The 15,664-nt window shown below is 30.4% G+C and carries 12 protein-coding genes; 9 read left to right on the top strand and 3 right to left on the bottom strand.

Going from position 1 to position 15,664, the window contains the following annotated elements:
- Window positions 1–96: 96 nt before the first annotated feature.
- From aqpZ to ACOQN8_RS17065, 4 genes are all read left to right on the top strand, one after another.
- Window positions 97–783, top strand: coding sequence for an aquaporin Z (gene aqpZ / locus ACOQN8_RS17080; RefSeq protein ID WP_420553612.1), 687 nt, complete (start codon window positions 97–99; stop codon window positions 781–783).
- Window positions 784–930: 147 nt separating this feature from the next.
- Entirely contained in the window at window positions 931–1,707 is a 777-nt protein-coding gene (locus tag ACOQN8_RS17075; RefSeq protein ID WP_420553611.1) for a YHYH protein, read from the top strand.
- On the top strand, window positions 1,708–2,277 hold the full coding sequence (locus tag ACOQN8_RS17070) for a toxin-antitoxin system YwqK family antitoxin (RefSeq protein ID WP_420553610.1): 570 nt from the start codon (window positions 1,708–1,710) through the stop codon (window positions 2,275–2,277).
- Window positions 2,261–2,950 carry an SCO family protein gene (locus tag ACOQN8_RS17065; RefSeq protein ID WP_420553609.1) on the top strand — a complete coding sequence of 230 codons (690 nt, stop codon included), beginning with the start codon at window positions 2,261–2,263 and terminating at the stop codon, window positions 2,948–2,950. The genes ACOQN8_RS17070 and ACOQN8_RS17065 overlap by 17 nt, the downstream gene beginning before the upstream one ends.
- Here the strand turns inward: ACOQN8_RS17065 and murB are convergent.
- Together murB and ACOQN8_RS17055 are read right to left on the bottom strand one after the other, a co-directional pair.
- Window positions 2,947–3,954: a UDP-N-acetylmuramate dehydrogenase gene (gene murB / locus ACOQN8_RS17060; protein ID WP_420553608.1), complete on the bottom strand. Its 1,008-nt coding sequence runs from the start codon at window positions 3,952–3,954 to the stop codon at window positions 2,947–2,949. The genes ACOQN8_RS17065 and murB overlap by 4 nt on opposite strands.
- A 2-nt stretch (window positions 3,955–3,956) precedes the next feature.
- Window positions 3,957–5,147 (bottom strand): pyridoxal phosphate-dependent aminotransferase, encoded by a 1,191-nt coding sequence (locus tag ACOQN8_RS17055; protein WP_420553607.1) that lies wholly within the window; start codon window positions 5,145–5,147, stop codon window positions 3,957–3,959.
- A gap of 156 nt (window positions 5,148–5,303) precedes the next feature.
- On the opposite strand from ACOQN8_RS17055, the gene ACOQN8_RS17050 reads away from it, so the two are divergent.
- Window positions 5,304–6,650, top strand: coding sequence for an aspartyl protease family protein (locus ACOQN8_RS17050; protein ID WP_420553606.1), 1,347 nt, complete (start codon window positions 5,304–5,306; stop codon window positions 6,648–6,650).
- 51 nt (window positions 6,651–6,701) lie between these two features.
- Here the strand turns inward: ACOQN8_RS17050 and ACOQN8_RS17045 are convergent, their stop codons facing one another.
- Entirely contained in the window at window positions 6,702–7,109 is a 408-nt protein-coding gene (locus ACOQN8_RS17045) for a DUF1573 domain-containing protein (RefSeq protein WP_420553605.1), read from the bottom strand.
- 187 nt (window positions 7,110–7,296) lie between these two features.
- On the opposite strand from ACOQN8_RS17045, the gene ACOQN8_RS17040 reads away from it, so the two are divergent.
- The 4 genes from ACOQN8_RS17040 to ACOQN8_RS17025 all read left to right on the top strand — a co-directional run bounded on the left by ACOQN8_RS17040 (window position 7,297) and on the right by ACOQN8_RS17025 (window position 15,653).
- Window positions 7,297–9,933 (top strand): valine--tRNA ligase, encoded by a 2,637-nt coding sequence (locus ACOQN8_RS17040; protein ID WP_420553604.1) that lies wholly within the window; start codon window positions 7,297–7,299, stop codon window positions 9,931–9,933.
- A 158-nt stretch (window positions 9,934–10,091) separates the two neighbouring features.
- Window positions 10,092–11,534 carry a hypothetical protein gene (locus tag ACOQN8_RS17035; protein ID WP_420553603.1) on the top strand — a complete coding sequence of 481 codons (1,443 nt, stop codon included), beginning with the start codon at window positions 10,092–10,094 and terminating at the stop codon, window positions 11,532–11,534.
- Between the two features lie 159 nt (window positions 11,535–11,693).
- Window positions 11,694–13,454, top strand: a complete 1,761-nt coding sequence (locus ACOQN8_RS17030; RefSeq protein WP_420553602.1) for a hypothetical protein — start codon at window positions 11,694–11,696, stop codon at window positions 13,452–13,454.
- A 159-nt stretch (window positions 13,455–13,613) separates the two neighbouring features.
- Window positions 13,614–15,653 (top strand): hypothetical protein, encoded by a 2,040-nt coding sequence (locus ACOQN8_RS17025; protein ID WP_420553601.1) that lies wholly within the window; start codon window positions 13,614–13,616, stop codon window positions 15,651–15,653.
- The last annotated feature ends 11 nt before the right edge of the window (window positions 15,654–15,664 follow it).

Raw genomic sequence — 15,664 nt, 5'->3', positions numbered from 1 at the left:
GATTATATAAATGGATTATTGTGCAGTTTATAAGGTTGTGACTTTTATTTTTTTAAGTGTCCTAATTAGTAATCAATTAATTTATTATACAATCATATGAAAAAATATTTTGCTGAATTTTTCGGAACATTTTGGTTAGTTTTTGGAGGTTGTGGGAGTGCGATTTTTGCTGCAAATTTTCCAGACTTAGGGATAGGGTTTTTAGGAGTAGCATTAGCTTTTGGTTTAACAGTTTTAACCATGGCTTACGCTGTGGGACATATTTCTGGAGGACATTTTAACCCGGCAGTATCATTGGGTTTATGGGCTGGAGGAAAATTTTCTTCAAAAGAATTAGTTCCTTACATAGCCTCTCAATTATTGGGAGCTATTTTAACGGCTAGCTTTTTGTTTTTAATAGTTTCTAATAAAGAAGGTTTTGAATCAATAGGAAGTTTTGCAGCCAATGGCTATGGTGCATTATCTCCTGGGGGTTATAATATAATAGCTGCTTTTGTAGCAGAGTTTGTATTAACAATGTTTTTCTTGTTAATCATTTTAGGAAGTACTAGTGAGAAAGCTCCAAAAGGTTTTGCTCCTGTAGCTATTGGTTTAGGTCTTACTTTAATTCATTTAATAAGTATTCCAATAACAAATACATCGGTAAATCCAGCACGCTCTATGAGCCAAGCATTGTTTGTCGGAGGAGAATATTTAATTCAATCTTGGTTATTTTGGGTAGCACCAATTGGAGGAGCTATTGTAGCAGGAATTATTTATAAAAGCTTGATAAATAAAGAATAGTATTACTTTTATTAAAGGTTTAAAATAGACATCATAATTAATGATGTCTATTTTTTTTGAAAAAAAATTAATTCATTTTAAACTTTTTGAGTTTTTGAAGGTCTTAGAAGAAATGAGTATCTTGTATAAACTAAAAACCCCATTAAAATGAATTTAAATCAATTAGTTAAAACATTATTAGGATTATTAGTAGTAACGAGTGTATTATATGCATGTAGTTCAAGTGATGATGTAAGCGGAGATGGAAGTAATCCTTCTGGAACGACGTATGATATTACACCAATTTTATCTAAATTCGATGGAGTTTCTGGAGTAACATATGCTATAAATGGAAATGTAGTAACCTTTACAACAAATAATTTACCTAATCATAAAAGTCCATATTGGGGAGTAGGAAATGCAAATTATGAAGCATATAATGGAACCAATCCAAATTGGAATCAAAACCCTAATACAATAGCTTCTCAGAATATAACGTTTCAAATACCGTTAAATCCATCAGAAGCATCTACCAAAACGAATACATCTCTTGGACCAATGGGATTAGCTATAAATGGAGTTGCGTTTTATAATCAGTATGCAGGGCCTAATAATCAACCATTAACCAATGAGATAAATTCTTTTGATCAGTATTTAGGACATCCGCAAAATTCAGGTCAATATCATTATCACCAAGAACCATTATATCTTACAGCTCAAAACGGAAAAAGTGCATTTTTAGGATTATTAGCTGATGGTTTTCCAGTATATGGGCCTGAGGAAAATGGAACAACAATTACAAGTGCTGATTTAGATATTTATCATGGACACACTTCAGCAACTGCAGATTTTCCAAATGGAATTTATCATTATCATATTACTGCTGATGATCCGTATATTAATGGAAATGCATTTTATGGTACACCTGGAAATATTTCGCAATAATTGAAGAAGTTATTTTTTATATGGCTATGTATTAGTTTTTTTTCTTGTGGAGAAAAGCCAGAGAAAATTGCACTAAAAATTCAATATCCTAATAATAACATAGAATTGAAAAATGGAGTCCTTTTTTATAAAGGAGTTCCATTTTCGGGTACTATGATTTCTTATAATGAAGTAAATAAAACAAATGATTCATCTCAATATTTGAACGGAAAAAAAGAAGGAGAGGAGTTGAAAAAATATTTAAATGGAAGTTTAGCTGAGCAACGATTCTATAAAAAAGGATTAAAGTCTGGAATTCATAAAGCTTGGTGGGAGAATGGAAATCAAAAATTTATTTATCACTTCAATACGAAAGGAGAGTATAATGGTAATGTTAAAATTTGGTATAAAAACGGACAGTTATATAAAGACTTTAATTACAAAGAAGGTAAAGAGAGTGGAAGTCAAAAGATGTGGCAAGGTGATGGGAAGTTAAGAGCAAATTTTGTAACCAAAAATGGTGAAAGATTTGGGTTAATAGGATTAAAAAAGTGTTATTCAGTAAATGTTAAAGATGAGTCATTCAAATAAAATTATAGGTAGTATAGGTCAAAGTAGAGTAATCTATTTTTTAATGCTTCTTTCTTTTGGTTTAACAGCTTGTAAAACTGAAAAAAAGATAAATAAAGAAGTTACACTACCATTTTTTAATTCGGCAGAATTTACACCAGAATGGATTTCAGAAGACTCATCCAAATATGATAAAATACATACTATACCAGATTTTAATTTGGTAAATCAAGACGGAAAGGGAATCAGCCGTAATTTGTATAAGGGGAAAATTTATGTAGCAGATTTCTTTTTCGTGTCTTGTCCAGGGATTTGTCCTATTCTTGAAAAAAATATGAGTAAACTTCAAGAAAAATTTAAAGATGATAAGGATGTGTTATTGTTATCTCACACAGTAATGCCAGTTAAAGACTCTGTACCTGTATTAAAAAAATATGCATTAGATAATGATATAAATTCAGATAAATGGAATTTAGTAACTGGCGATAAAGAGCAAATTTATAATCTAGCTAGAAAAGCATATTTTGCTGATGAAGATTTTGCAAAAACACAAGACGAAAATGCTTTTATCCATACAGAAAATTTTGTATTGGTAGATAAAAAAGGACGCATTAGAGGTGTTTATAACGGTACTTTAGGCTTAGATACAGAAAGACTAATTCGTCATATAGAAATCTTAAAAAAAGAAGGTTAAATTACGTTTACTTCTATTTCTAGTTTAATAGAAAATTTACTTTCAATAGTCTTTTGAATTTTTTGAGCTAACTCATAAATTTCTTTACCTGAAGCTTCTCCATAGTTAACTAAAACCAAAGCTTGTTTTTCATGTACCCCATAATCACCAAAGCGTTTTCCTTTAAAGCCACTTTGTTCTATTAACCAACCAGCAGGAACTTTAACTTCTGTATCAGAGATAACATAACTAGGTATGTTAGGAAATATGTTTTGAAGCTTTTCAAAGTGCTCTTTTGAAATAACAGGGTTTTTAAAAAAACTACCACTATTTCCAATTTCTTTAGGGTCTGGTAATTTACTTTGTCTAATAGCAATTACTGCATCTGAAATATCTTTTATAGTCGGACTAGTAATATTTTTTGTAGCTAATTCAGTTTCAATAGCTCCATAAGAAGTGTTTAGCTGGTGTTCGTTTTTAGTAAGTAAAAAACTTACAGAAGTTATAATGTATTTACCTTTGGCTTCGTTTTTAAAAATAGAGTTTCTATAACCAAACTTACATTCAGAATTTGAAAATTCTACTAATTTGCCTGTTTCAATGTTTATAGCTTCCACACGAGTAATCGTATCTTTTACTTCTACACCATAAGCTCCTATATTTTGAATAGGGCAGGTACCAACATTACCAGGTATTAAAGATAAATTTTCTAATCCGCCATAGTCTTGTGAAACACACCAAAGAACAAAATCATGCCAATTTTCACCAGCATTTACAGTTAGATAAATATCATTATGATTTTCTCTATCTATAGAAATTCCTTTTAAGTTTAAATGAACTACTAGTTTCTCAATTTCTTTAGTTAATAGCATATTGCTACCACCACTAATTAGAAATAAATCTTGTTCTTCTTTTAAAAGTTGTTGTAAACTATAGAGAGAATCAATAGAAACAAAACGTTTGGCATTAACATCAATGCCAAACGTGTTGTATTTTTTTAATGATATATTTTCTTGAATATTCAATGTTATTTATTGTATTGTTCTAAAGCAATTTTTAGAATTTCAACCGAACGCTTTAAGTCTGTTTTGTTTAAAACATATGCAATTCGAACTTGGTTTTTACCTTCTCCTTTAGTAGAGTAAAAACCGCTAGCTGGTGCAACCATAATAGTTTCGTTATTGTGATTGAATTTTTCTAAAATCCATTGAGCAAAATCATCAGCATTTTCAACAGGTAATTCAGCAACACAGTAAAAAGCACCTTTAGGGTTTGCTACTTTAACGCCTTCAATTTTTTGTAGTTCAGAAATTAAAGTATTTCTACGATCTTCATATTCTTCAATAACTTCATCAAAATAACTTTGAGGAGTATCTAAAGCAGCTTCACTAGCTAATAAAGCGTAAGTAGGAGGACTTAAACGAGCTTGTGCAAACTTAATAGCTGTACTAATAAATTCTTCATTTTTAGAAACAATACAACCAATTCTAGCTCCACACATACTGTAACGTTTTGAAACAGAATCTATCATGATAGCATTTTGTTCTAAACCTTCTAAAGTCATTACTGAGTTGTGTTTTTCACCATCATAAGTAAATTCACGGTAAACTTCATCAGCAATTAAAAATAAATCGTGTTTTAAAACTATTTGTTTTAATTTTTCAATTTCTTCTTCACTATATAAGTATCCAGTTGGATTTCCTGGGTTACAAATTAAAATAGCTTTAGTTTTTGAAGTGATCAGCTTTTCAAAATCTTCAATAGCAGGCAAAGCAAAATTGTCTTCTATTTTAGAAATTACAGGAACAACTTTTACTCCAGAAGCAGTTGAAAAACCATTATAATTAGCATAAAACGGCTCAGGAATAATAATTTCATCTCCTGGGTCAGTAATACTACCAATAGTAAATAATAAAGCTTCAGAACCACCTGTTGTAGCAATAATGTTATTAGCATTTACATGAATATCATTTTTAGCGTAATAACTAGCTAATTTTGTTCTGTATTCTTCAGAACCTTCAGAACGAGCATAAGATAATACCTCAATAGCGTTGTTTTTAACAGCGTCAAGTGCAACTTGAGGAGTTTTAATATCTGGCTGACCAATGTTTAAGTGATAAACTTTAGTTCCGTTTTTTTTAGCAGCTTCAGCATAAGGCACCAATTTACGAATTGGCGATTGTGGCATAGAATTTCCTTTTATAGAAATAGATGGCATTGTAAATAGAATTAGTTATTTGTTTGGCAAATTTGCAAAATATATTTGATAAAATTAACTTGTTTTTTATGAAAATGAGAGGTTAAAAAAATCTTAAAAAAATGAAAATATAAAATGAAGGTTGTATATTTAAAATTATCCTTAAAACTTTCCCTTTTGAAAAAACGATTACTTTACATTATTAGTTTCTTTTTATGTTTCTCAATTTATTCTCAGAAAAAATTTCATTTTTATGGTAAACGAACTGATAAACAGGAGTTAAAGTTTGATTTGATTAACAATCTAATCGTTATTCCGTTAGAAGTTAATAATCATAAACTATCATTTATATTAGATACAGGAGTAAACAAAACTATATTGTTTAATTTAACAAGAAACGACAGTATAGGACTAAATAATGTTAAAAAAGTTTTTATTAGAGGATTAGGAGATGGAGAGCCAATTGAAGCATTATTATCAAAAGGTAATAAGTTTAGAATAAACAATATAGTGGGCGAAGATCAAGAGCTGTATGTTATTTTAAAAGATGCTTTTAATTTATCTGCCAAAATGGGAACTACTATTCATGGAATTATAGGTTATGATTTATTAAAAGACGTTGTTGTTAAAATAAATTATAACACTAAACGAATTGTTTTTTATAATCCTAAGAAATATAAAGATTCAAAATGTAGAAAATGTGAAATATTTCCTCTACAATTCTACAGAAAGAAACCTTACATAGATGTAGAAGCAAGAATTGATACTGTAAATGATATTGCAACTCCGTTAAAGTTATTGATAGATACAGGAGGAAGTGATGCTATGTGGCTATTTGAAGATACAAAAGACATTATAAAAACACCTATCAAAAATTTTAAAGATATTTTAGGAGAAGGTATAAGCGGTACTATTTATGGAAATAGAAGTAAAATACCTTATGTGTCATTGGGTAGATTTATGTTAAAAGAACCTACAGTATCTTTTTTGGATTCAACATCAACATTCAATGCTCGTCAATTTAAAGAAAGAAATGGAAGTATTGGAGGTAATATTTTAAGAAGATTTAAAGTATGGATTGATTATCCGAATAAAAAAATTACTTTAAAAAAGAATGCATCTTTAAAAGCTGGATTTTTTTACAACATGAGTGGTTTACGTATTGTTTACGATGGTCAGGAATTAGTTAAGGAAAAAGCAGTAACATGGACATTAGATTTTCGTGGAGAAAATAGTAATGCTAATCAGTCGTCTAGTAATATAATTCCATTTGTAAGTACTTATAATTATAGGTTTAAGCCGAAATATAAGATAGATAGAGTAGTAGTAAATTCGCCAGCGCATAAAGCAGGTATTTTAAGTGGTGATATTATAGTTACTATTAATAATAAACCAGCACATGAATATACTTTAGAAGAAATAATGAGTATGTTTCAAACAAAACCGAATAGGAAAATAAGAATGAAAGTTAAAAGAGGTTTTACGGATGTTAAGTGCGAATTTAGGTTAGAGAAAAGGATATAAAAAAAGATCACCAACTTGGTGATCTTTTTTTATATTATAATGTGAAACTAATTATTCACTATCATTCATCATACTTTTTTCTTTAGCTGGAGCTGCTTTTTTAGATACAAATCCTTTAATTTTAAGCATTGTTCTAGATTTCTTAGCGTTAGAAATTACAGTAATAGCTTTAGAGAAACCACCTGGTCTGTTAGTATCATAAGAAACTTCAATTTGCCCTTTTTGTCCTGGCATAATTGGAGCCTCAGGTTTTTTAGGAACTGTACAACCACAAGTAGACTTTATATCTTTAATAATTAATGGAGCATCACCAATATTAGTAAATTCAAATGTACGCTTACCTTCAGATCCAATAGCTACTTTACCGTAGTTAATAGTTTCAGTTTCAAATTTAAATTCTTGAGAATTTACTGTTAACGTAATAAAACAAACAGCTAGGAATGATAAAATTGTTTTCATAATTTAGAAATTAATTAAGGGGTTTAATTTAAACCGTTACAAATTTAGTATTATTTTTTTAGTTCCAAAAAAACAACATCTTATTTTCTGTACCTCAGAGATAGTTGTATTTTTGCTTTCGAAATTTCAAAAATAATGCCAAAGATTAAGTCTTAGACAATAATTGGTTATAAAGATATAAAAATATATGAATATTCCATCAAAATATAATTCAAAAGAGGTAGAAGGAAAGTGGTATGATTACTGGATGAAACACAATTATTTTCATTCTGAAGTAGATGAAAGAGAACCATATACAATTGTAATACCACCACCGAATGTAACAGGAGTATTACATATGGGACATATGTTGAATAACACAATTCAAGATGTGTTAATTCGTCGTGCACGTTTACAAGGTAAAAATGCATGTTGGGTGCCTGGAACAGATCACGCATCAATAGCTACTGAAGCAAAAGTAGTAGCGAAGTTAAAAGAGCAAGGAATTGATAAAAACGATTTAACAAGAGAAGAGTTTTTAGCGCATGCTTGGGAATGGAAACACGAATATGGAGGAATAATTTTAGAGCAATTAAAAAAGTTAGGAGCTTCTTGTGATTGGGAACGTACTGCTTTTACTATGGATCCAGCGTTATCTGAATCAGTAATAAAAGTATTTGTTGATTTATATAATAAAGGATTAATTTACCGTGGATATAGAATGGTAAACTGGGATCCTGAAGCAAAAACAACTTTATCTGATGAAGAAGTAATTCATGTAGAAAAGCAAGGGAATCTTTATTATTTAGAGTATAAAATAGAAGGTTCTGACGATAAGTTAACTATTGCAACTACACGTCCTGAAACTATTTTTGGAGATACTGCAATTTGTATCAATCCAAATGATGAACGTTTTACACACTTAAAAGGTAAGAAAGCAATTGTACCTATTTGTAATAGAGTAATTCCTATTATAGAAGATGAATATGTTGATGTTGAATTTGGTACTGGATGTTTAAAAGTAACTCCAGCACATGACGAGAATGATAAGGTTCTTGGGGATAAGCATCAATTAGAAGTTGTTGATATTTTTAATGAAGATGCCTCGTTAAACTCATTTGGTTTACACTATGAAGGAAAAGACCGTTTTGTGGTTCGTAAAGAAATAACAAAAGAGTTAGAAGAAAAAGGAATATTAGTAAAAACAGAAGTTCATACAAATAAAGTAGGAACATCAGAAAGAACTAAAGCTGTTATTGAACCAAGATTATCAGATCAATGGTTCTTAAAAATGGAAGAGTTAGTTAAACCAGCTATTGATGCAGTTTTAGGTGAAGATAGAGAGGTGAAATTATTCCCAAGAAAGTTTGAGAATACTTACCGTCACTGGATGGAAAATATTCGTGACTGGAATATTTCTCGTCAATTATGGTGGGGACAACAAATTCCTGCATTTTACTACGGAGATGGAAAAGAAGATTTTGTAGTAGCTGAAAATATTGATGATGCAGTTAAATTAGCACAAGAAAAAACAGGTAATAGCTCGTTATCAGCAGCAGATTTACGTCAAGATGAAGATGCATTAGATACTTGGTTCTCTTCTTGGTTATGGCCAATGTCTGTTTTTGATGGAATTCGTAATCCAGAGAATGAGGAAATCAAATACTATTATCCTACAAACGATTTAGTAACTGGACCAGATATTTTATTTTTCTGGGTAGCACGTATGATTATTGCTGGATACGAATACAAAGATGAGCGTCCATTTGAAAATGTATACTTAACAGGTTTAGTACGTGATAAGCAACGTAGAAAAATGTCTAAATCATTAGGGAATTCACCAGATGCGTTAAAGTTAATAGATGATTACGGAGCTGATGGAGTTCGTGTAGGATTATTATTAAGTTCAGCAGCAGGAAATGACTTAATGTTTGATGAAGATTTATGTCAACAAGGAAAAGGATTCGCAAATAAAATTTGGAATGCTTTCCGTTTAGTAAAAGGTTGGGAAGTTGATGCTACTATAGAGCAACCAGAAGCGGCAAAAATTGGATTAGAATGGTATAATGCGAAGTTTCAAACAGTGTTAGCTGAAATAGAAGACCATTTTTCAAAATATCGTTTATCAGATGCTTTAATGGCGATTTATAAATTAATCATGGACGATTTTTCTTCATGGTTATTAGAAACTGTTAAACCAGGATATCAACAACCAATAGATAAGAAAACGTTTGATGCAGTAATTGCTATTTTTGAAGATAACTTAAAGGTATTACATCCGTTCATGCCTTTCTTATCAGAAGAAGTTTGGCAGCACATTACAGAAAGAACACCAGAGGAAGCTTTAATTATTGCTAAATATCCAGAGATTAAAAAGGTAGATACAGCAATTATCAATCAGTTTGAATTTGCTACAGATGTTGTTTCAGGTATTAGAACAATTAGAAAAGATAAAAATATTTCGTTTAAAGAAGCAGTTGAGTTATTTGTAGTAAATAATGAGAATGTTGCTAATGATTTTGATGTAGTTATTCAAAAGTTAACAAATGCATCAGTAATTAATTATGTGTCAGAAAAGGTAGAAGGAGCTTCGTTTAGAGTAAAGTCTAATGAATATTTTGTTCCTATTTCTGTTGAAAATATTGATGTAGAAGCAGAAACAAAGAAATTAAATGCAGAATTAAAAAGAGCAGAAGGTTTCTTATTTGGAATTCAAAAGAAGTTATCAAATGAACGTTTTGTAAGCAATGCACCAGAACAAGTAATTGCATTAGAACGTAAAAAAGAATCGGATACATTAGCTAAGATTGAAACGATTAAATCAAGTTTAGCATCTTTAGCCTAAATAGATATTAGAATATAATTTAAAGCTCCCTTCTGGGAGCTTTTTTTATGAGAAAAATGTACTTTTGAAATGAAAAAGAAATAAAGCTATGAAAAATCATATTATAACTTCACGTCTTTATTTCTACAATAGATAATTAAAAACTAAATATATAAATTATGAAAAGGATAGTTCTATCAATTGGCCTAGTATTAACAGGTTTACTTGTAAATGCTCAAAATAAATTAGAAGCAACTGGTTTTGCTGGTGTTGGTATCTCTACACCACAACACTTAATGCATATAAAAGGAAATCATTCAAATACTAGACTTTTATTGCATTCTGTAGGAGGAGGTATTGAGACACGATATGCTGATTTGATGTTATGGGCAAGTGAACCAGGTTTGACTTATTCAGGAGTAGGTATAGGAAATAATGTAATTAATTCATCAACTTCACCATACTTAACTAGAATAAGTAATGAAAGAGGGGCTTCTTATATGAGGTTATTAGAAGAGAATATAATGTTTAATGTAATAACAAAATCTGGTGATAATATAAATGCATTGAATATCAATTCTGATGGTTTTGTGGGGATAGGTACGATATCTCCTAACGCTAAATTACATGTAGAAGGTATTATTCAAGCAGGGAATAAAGATTCGACCAAGGGAGGAGTATTTTTAGCACAAAAATATGGAGGAAATGATTATATTGGAACATTAAGTTCAAACTACAGTTCTGGAGCACTGATATTAGGGTATGGAGCAGCTGGAATGAAAGATCAAGGAGCATCAGGGCAGTTAGTATCTACTTTTGATAATTTTTCTGCAAGGAGAAGCGCCTTAAGATTAAATAAAGGAACCTTAGAGTTTTTATCAACACAAAATGCAGTTCAAACTACAGTAGGAGATGAATTAAGTGTAAGTTCAAGGTTTTATATAGATGAGAATGGTAATGCAGGTATAGGAACAAGAGCACCAACTTCTAAACTAACATTAACTGGAGATTTTAAAAGTGTTGCAAACAAATCAGGTTGGGCAGGATGGTTTGAAAATACAGGAGTAGGAGCTACTAATAGTGGTTTGGTCGTTACTGCAGGGGAAGACTCAAGTGATCATATATTGTTATTGAGAAAACAAAATGGAACAGAAACATTAACTGTAAGAGGAGATGGGAACGTAGGAATAGGAACAACAACACCTGATTCAAAATTAGCTGTAAACGGTAAAATACATACGAAAGAGGTTAAGGTAGATTTAATTGGTTGGTATGATTTTGTATTTGAAAAAGATTATAACTTACCAACAATAGAAGAAGTAGAAAAGCATATCAAAGAAAAAGGGCATTTAAAAGATATTCCTTCAGAAAAAGAAGTACTTGAAAATGGTATTCATTTAGGTGAAATGAATGGTAAATTATTGCAAAAAATAGAAGAGTTAACATTGTATACCATTCAACAAGAAAAGAAAATTAAAGAACAAGAGAAAAAAATGAATATGCAAGAGAAGAAAATGATTGTACAAGAGGAAAAGATTAAAGAACAAGAAGAGCAATTAAAATCATTAAAAGATTTGTCTAATAGGTTGTCTAAATTAGAAAAGTTCTTAAAAGGTAAATAAACAATAATCGGCTTGTAACAAAGAGAGTTCTAAATAAGAACTCTTTTTTTGTTTTTATAATGTACATTTGCATTGAAAAAGAAGTAAAATTGCTATGAATAACTACACAATTGCTTTGCACTTTATTTCTTCAATAATTTAAAAAATAAATTTATAATAATGAAAAAAACAATACTAGGAGTTTTGTTATTAATGTTATGTGCTAATATTAAAGCGCAAAACGATGAGGTAAATACTCGATTTAAAGTTAAAGAGAATACAAATTCAATTGAATTAGGCCAATGGGATGGTTCTAGAAATAGAGTAGAATCGGTAGGAAGAAAACTATTTTTAACCTCTTATACAGGAGGAATTTCTTTTGGAAATAGTGGTACAGAGCAAATAACCATGAATAATGCAGGTTATTTTGGTATAGGAACTATAACTCCAAATTATTTGTTACATGTAGATAGTGGGAATAATCCAACAATAGCAATAGGTACTTTAAATAAGAACACGATGGGAAAATCAAGTTTAAAGTTTTTTGCAGGAGTAGCGGAAAGAAAAAATGGATTTAGTGTTGTTTATAATAAAACCTTAACTACTGATAGATTGTCTTTTATGGATGGAGGAGACATTGAAAATTTATCAATTTTAAACGGAGGTAATATAGGTATAGGAACAACTTCACCAAATGATAAATTGGAGGTTGCTGGTAATGGAAAAGGTATAACAATTCACCAAGAAAATTCAGGAAATATATTCAATGGAATTAAGTTTAAAGCTTATAATGATGGTATAAATGGAGGGTTATTATGGAATCAAGCGTCTGGAGAGATTCGATTAAATGCAGCTAGCACTTATTATCCTACTTTTTATTCAGGTGGAGCAGAAAGAATGCGAATAAAAAAAGATGGGTATGTAGGAATAGGTACAGCTGATCCTTCTGAAAAATTAGAAATAAAAAACGGTGGTTTAAAATTGAGTACTAATGATGCAACAGGAAATTATGAACTTAAAATAAAAGCAAATCATGATTATAATAATAAGTTCGTGATGAGTTCAGGTAACACAGTAGTTTTTCAAGAGAAGGTAATACCTGATGTAGGTGGAACTCAAAATTCAAAATCGTTTATATCGAATTATTACGGTATTGGTTTTTCTACAGCTACATTAAACCCTTCAACAAAAGATCATGTAAATATGTATATAAGTGGAGCAAGTGATCCTAACGGTTCAGGATATGTGGGTATAGGTACAACAACACCTGATAAACAATTAACGGTTAAAAATGAGATTAAAATTTTAAAATCAGGTAATACAAGAGCAAAAGGAGACAAAGCTGAGATAATTTTTGGGGAAGCTAAATCTGATTTTTACTCAGGAAGTATTAAAATTGAAAATACAAACTCAAATCCTGGTTATGTAAATCCAAAAATGGTTTTTTCACTTCAAGATTATAACACAAATGCCTTAGAAGATGTAAAAGAACGAATGACCATTTCTTCTAAAGGTAATGTTGGAATTGGAACAGAGGAAACAGGGGTTCATAAGTTAGCGGTAGAAGGTTCAATAGGTGCAAGAGAAATTAAGGTGCAGGCAACAGGTTGGTATGATTTTGTATTTGAAAAAGACTATAACTTACCAACTATAAAAGAAGTAGAAAAGCATATTAAAGAAAAAGGACATTTAAAAGACATCCCTTCAGAAAAGGAAGTGCTTAAAAATGGTATCTATTTAGGTGAAATGGACGGTAAATTATTGCAGAAAATAGAAGAGTTAACACTGTATACGATTCAACAAGAAAAGAAAATTAATGAGCAAGAGAAAAAAATGAATATGCAAGAAGAAAAGATTAAAAAACAAGAGGAGAAATTAAAATCATTAAAAGATTTATCTGATAGGTTGTCTAAGTTAGAAAAACTATTGAAAAGTAAATAAGCAATAATTGTTTTATAACAAAGAGAGTTCTAAATAAGAACTCTTTTTTGTTTTTATAATGTACATTTGCACTGAAAAAGAAGTAAAATTGCTATGAATAACTACACAATTGCTTTGCACTTTTTATTTCTTCAATAATTAAAAAATAAATTTATAATAATGAAAAAAACAATACTAGGAGTTTTGTTATTAATGTTATGTGCTAATATTAAAGCGCAAAACGATGAGGTAAATACTCGATTTAAAGTTAAAGAGAATACAAATTCAATTGAATTAGGCCAATGGGATGGCTCTAGAAATAGAATAGAATCGGTAGGAAGAAAACTATTTTTAACCTCTTATACAGGAGGAATTTCTTTTGGAAATAGTGGTACAGAGCAAATAGCTATGAATAATTTAGGATATTTGGGGATAGGAACAACGTCTCCTCAAACTCCTTTAGATGTAAAAGGAATTATAAAGTCAACGGATGGAATTGGAAATACGTTGTTTTTGGCAGCTAGTAATACAGGTAGTTATATTAGAACATTCGGAAATCAAAATTTTAGTTTTAGGGATGCTGCAGGAACGTCTAAAATTAATTTTAATGTAAGTTCAGGAGGAGGTTTGTTTACTGGTAAAACAATAGTAGAGAATTCAGCTTTTAGGAATCATTTACAATTAAAGAGGTTAGAGAATAGTTTCAATAATACTTGGGATATAACTCTTTCAGGAGGAGGAAGCACCAATTCTCTAACTTTTACAGCAGAAGACTCAGAGGGATTAGATTATACTACTAGGTTTCATATATCAGCATTGAAATCAATTTACGGGCAAAACAATAATGAATGGGATTTAGGTAAGCAAAGTAATAGGTTTAAAAAGTTATTTATAAGTGATATTGATGCGACAGGAAATATTAAAATAGGAGGTGGTCTTAGTGTAGAGAAAGCAAATCCCAATATGGTTTTAACAGATAATAGATCTTTAGATAATGGATCGTGGGATAATGTGTCTTTAGGAAGTTTTCAATGGAAGACACTAGATGCTACCGCACCAGGAGTAAGAGTTGGCGCAGAGATAGAGGCTTTTTCTGGAATACATGCAGCGTCTGGACCTGAGTTTAGTTTAAGGTTTAAAACATCAACAAATTTAGAATCTATAGCCACCACGAAATATGAAATTTCTTCAGGAGGAAATCATGATTTTAAAAATGGAAATGCAAAGTTTGGGGGATATGTCGGTATAGGAACAAATACACCAAAATCATTATTGTCTATAGTAAAAGGTAGTGTAGGAACAAATACAGATGGTTTAGATAACTCTTTATTATATCTTAATAATGGTTCAGAAAGAGATGGAAGTATTGTTGTTAAATCGCATGGGACTCCAGAAAACGAAGTTATAGGGGCTCTTAAATTTCATTCAAGCCCTGACGGTACTAATTTTAGTCAATCAGCAATTAAAGCTATTGCAGGAAGATGGACTACTGCTAATGCTTTAGCTTTTTTTACGTCTACAAGTAATGTGCAAAAAGAGGCAGATGAGGTTATGAGAATACAAGGAGATAAAGTAGGGATAGGGACTATCTCGCCAGACTCTAAACTAACTATTAATAATAATAGTACAGATGCCACAAATGGAGTATTTAGTTTAACAAATATGTCAGGGAGTGTAAATGATGTTGTTTCTATGCGATTTAATGCAGGAGGAGGAACCAGCGGTACTTTTTTAAAGCATATGAGACAAGGAAGTAGTGGAGCAGACTTTGGAGTTTTTACAGCACCAACTTTAACAGGGGCTTCAGTTGAAAGACTTAGGGTAACAAAAGATGGTAATGTAGGGATTGGAACAACAACACCTGATTCAAAATTAGCTGTAAACGGTAAAATACATACGAAAGAGGTTAAGGTAGATTTAATAGGTTGGTATGATTTTGTATTTGAAAAAGACTATAATTTACCAACAATAGAAGAAGTAGAAAAGCATATCAAAGAAAAAGGACATTTAAAAGATATTCCTTCAGAAAAGGAAGTGCTTAAAAAAGGTATTAATTTAGGTGAAATGAATGGTAAATTATTACAGAAAATAGAAGAGCTAACTTTATATACCATTCAACAAGAAAAGAAAATAAAAGAGCAAGAAAAAGAATTGAAAAAATTACAAGGATTATCTGACCGATTAGAAAAATTAGAAAAACTATTAGAACAAAAAAACTAACATTTTTCTAC

Source organism: Tenacibaculum aiptasiae, from assembly GCF_965221665.1.
GTDB classification, from domain to species: domain Bacteria; phylum Bacteroidota; class Bacteroidia; order Flavobacteriales; family Flavobacteriaceae; genus Polaribacter; species Polaribacter aiptasiae.
This window is presented reverse-complemented; position numbering and strand designations above follow the sequence as displayed.

What these genes read in the sequence shown, in the direction of transcription:
- aqpZ (WP_420553612.1), top strand. Translation starts at nt 97, where the DNA reads ATGAAAAAATATTTTGCTGAATTTTTCGGAACATTTTGGTTAGTTTTT.
- ACOQN8_RS17075 (WP_420553611.1), top strand. Translation starts at nt 931, where the DNA reads ATGAATTTAAATCAATTAGTTAAAACATTATTAGGATTATTAGTAGTA.
- ACOQN8_RS17065 (WP_420553609.1), top strand. Translation starts at nt 2,261, where the DNA reads ATGAGTCATTCAAATAAAATTATAGGTAGTATAGGTCAAAGTAGAGTA.
- ACOQN8_RS17055 (WP_420553607.1), bottom strand. Translation starts at nt 5,147, where the DNA reads ATGCCATCTATTTCTATAAAAGGAAATTCTATGCCACAATCGCCAATT.
- ACOQN8_RS17045 (WP_420553605.1), bottom strand. Translation starts at nt 7,109, where the DNA reads ATGAAAACAATTTTATCATTCCTAGCTGTTTGTTTTATTACGTTAACA.
- ACOQN8_RS17040 (WP_420553604.1), top strand. Translation starts at nt 7,297, where the DNA reads ATGAATATTCCATCAAAATATAATTCAAAAGAGGTAGAAGGAAAGTGG.
- ACOQN8_RS17035 (WP_420553603.1), top strand. Translation starts at nt 10,092, where the DNA reads ATGAAAAGGATAGTTCTATCAATTGGCCTAGTATTAACAGGTTTACTT.
- ACOQN8_RS17030 (WP_420553602.1), top strand. Translation starts at nt 11,694, where the DNA reads ATGAAAAAAACAATACTAGGAGTTTTGTTATTAATGTTATGTGCTAAT.
- ACOQN8_RS17025 (WP_420553601.1), top strand. Translation starts at nt 13,614, where the DNA reads ATGAAAAAAACAATACTAGGAGTTTTGTTATTAATGTTATGTGCTAAT.